This is a genomic window from Vibrio sp. Vb0937 (genome assembly GCF_033338855.1).
On record NZ_JAWOTK010000106.1, the window covers coordinates 1 to 1,821 of the forward strand.

A 1,821-nucleotide genomic window follows, 5' to 3' on the forward strand; every position below is an offset into this window, starting at 1 on the left:
GCTTCGCCTGACGCTGAAGGTCTGCGCATTGTCTTGACTCACCGTGAAGCAGGTAAGCTGGGTGTGGGTGACCCGGTTATTTATAAAGGCTTTACGGTGGGGCGAGTAGAGAAAACCAGCTTTGACGTAGATACACGCCGTGCTCTTTACCAACTTTTCATCTTTAAGCCTTACGACAGTTTAGTGCGCACTCGCACCAAATTCTGGCTCAATTCAGGCCTCGATCTACAATTGAATGCGGAAGGATTTGAAGTGAAATTTGGCTCGCTTGAAAGCCTTCTTACTGGTGGCGTCACCTTTGATAGCATTCCTGGAATGGAGTCAGGCGAAGCTCTTACCAAAGACATGACGAACTTCCGTTTGTACGATGATGTTAAACAAGTACGCGAAGGCATGTACGACGAATACATCGAATTCGTGATGCTATTCGAAGAGTCCGTTCGTGGCCTAAAACGCAAAGCTCCGGTTGAATACCGAGGCCTGCGCATTGGTACAGTAATGAGAGTGCCTATGCGTCTTCCAACTCCAGAAGAGCATTTCTCGGCGAAGAGAATTCCGGTGTTAGTCCGTATTGAGCTTGGCCGTGTATACGGTGATGTTGAGTCCCACTCGATGGAAATGTTCAAAGAGAAACTAAAAGACGAGTTTGCAAAAGGACTTCGCGGCACACTAAAAACCGGGAATTTGTTGACTGGTGCACTGTACATTGATGCGGATTTTTATCCAGACGATACGCCATATGAAGCAAACACGTATGAAGGGCTAGACGTCTTCCCTACAATGCGAGGTGGCTTTGCACAGGTTCAGCGCCAAGTAAATGACTTCTTAAACAAACTCAATAACTTGCCAATGGAAGATACATTAACGTCTCTGAATGCAACGTTGAAAACGTCTGAGCGCACCTTGGCGTCCGCAGAAAAAGTGGCGAATAGCATTGATAAGCTCTTAAGCCAAAAAGACACACAAGAGATCCCTGCAGATATTCGCCAAAGCTTGCAGCAACTGCAAAAAACGCTGGATGGATACGGCCCTAACTCGACAATGTACAGTGAGATGGAATCGACATTGAAAGAGCTAGAGAAGGTGATGACGGAATTCAAACCTGTTTTAAAACAGCTAAATGAAAAACCAAACTCATTAGTATTTGGAGAAGATGAAGTGAAGGATCCAATTCCTGTTAGAGGGCAACAATAATGAAACGTGTATTTTTATTAGCGACAGCACTTGTAACCGGATTGACAGGATGCAGCAGCGCGCCAGAAACAACAGGGGCGCTGTATCTCCTACCTAAAGCTGAGACAAAAACGTCTAACCAGATGAGCGTTGCAGAACGCCCTTTACTGGTGATTCGTCCGGCTCAACTCGCTAGCTACCTGAATGACAATAGTATTGTGTATCGCACATCAGATACTCAGATTGTTCAAGCCAAACGCCACCAGTGGGCTCAAAGTATTTCTGAGCAAATTACCCAACGTGTTGTGGCTGAGCTGCGCCAAAAACAAAGCGACTATTGGCCAGTTGAAATGAATAATCTTCTGGATCAAAGTGGAGAATCCAAGCTTCAACTTAGTTTGAACAAGTTTAATGGTAGCTACCAAGGTAATGCAGAGATTGAAGGTGAATGGTTACTCATCGATGCAAGCGGCAACGTCGTTCGAAGCTCGCAAGTAAAAATATTGATGCCATTGCAAGATGAAGGCTACGACGCTCTGGTTGATGCACTGTCGGCAGGTTTGAACCAACTAACCGACGATATGGCTGCGCAGCTATAGTAAATAGACATCAGATACGAAAGTCATCAGATAAAAGAGGGGAGCATCA

The 1,821-nt window shown here is 45.5% G+C and carries 2 protein-coding genes; both read left to right on the forward strand.

What is annotated here, in order from left to right:
* Positions 1 to 1,194, forward strand: a 1,194-nt coding sequence (gene pqiB, locus R7P67_RS23510) for an intermembrane transport protein PqiB (RefSeq protein WP_161609358.1), incomplete at its 5' end; no start/stop codon positions are given.
* Positions 1,194 to 1,772, forward strand: coding sequence for a membrane integrity-associated transporter subunit PqiC (locus tag R7P67_RS23515; protein WP_025554065.1), 579 nt, complete (start codon positions 1,194 to 1,196; stop codon positions 1,770 to 1,772). The genes pqiB and R7P67_RS23515, both read left to right, overlap by 1 nt.
* Positions 1,773 to 1,821: the final 49 nt, after the last annotated feature.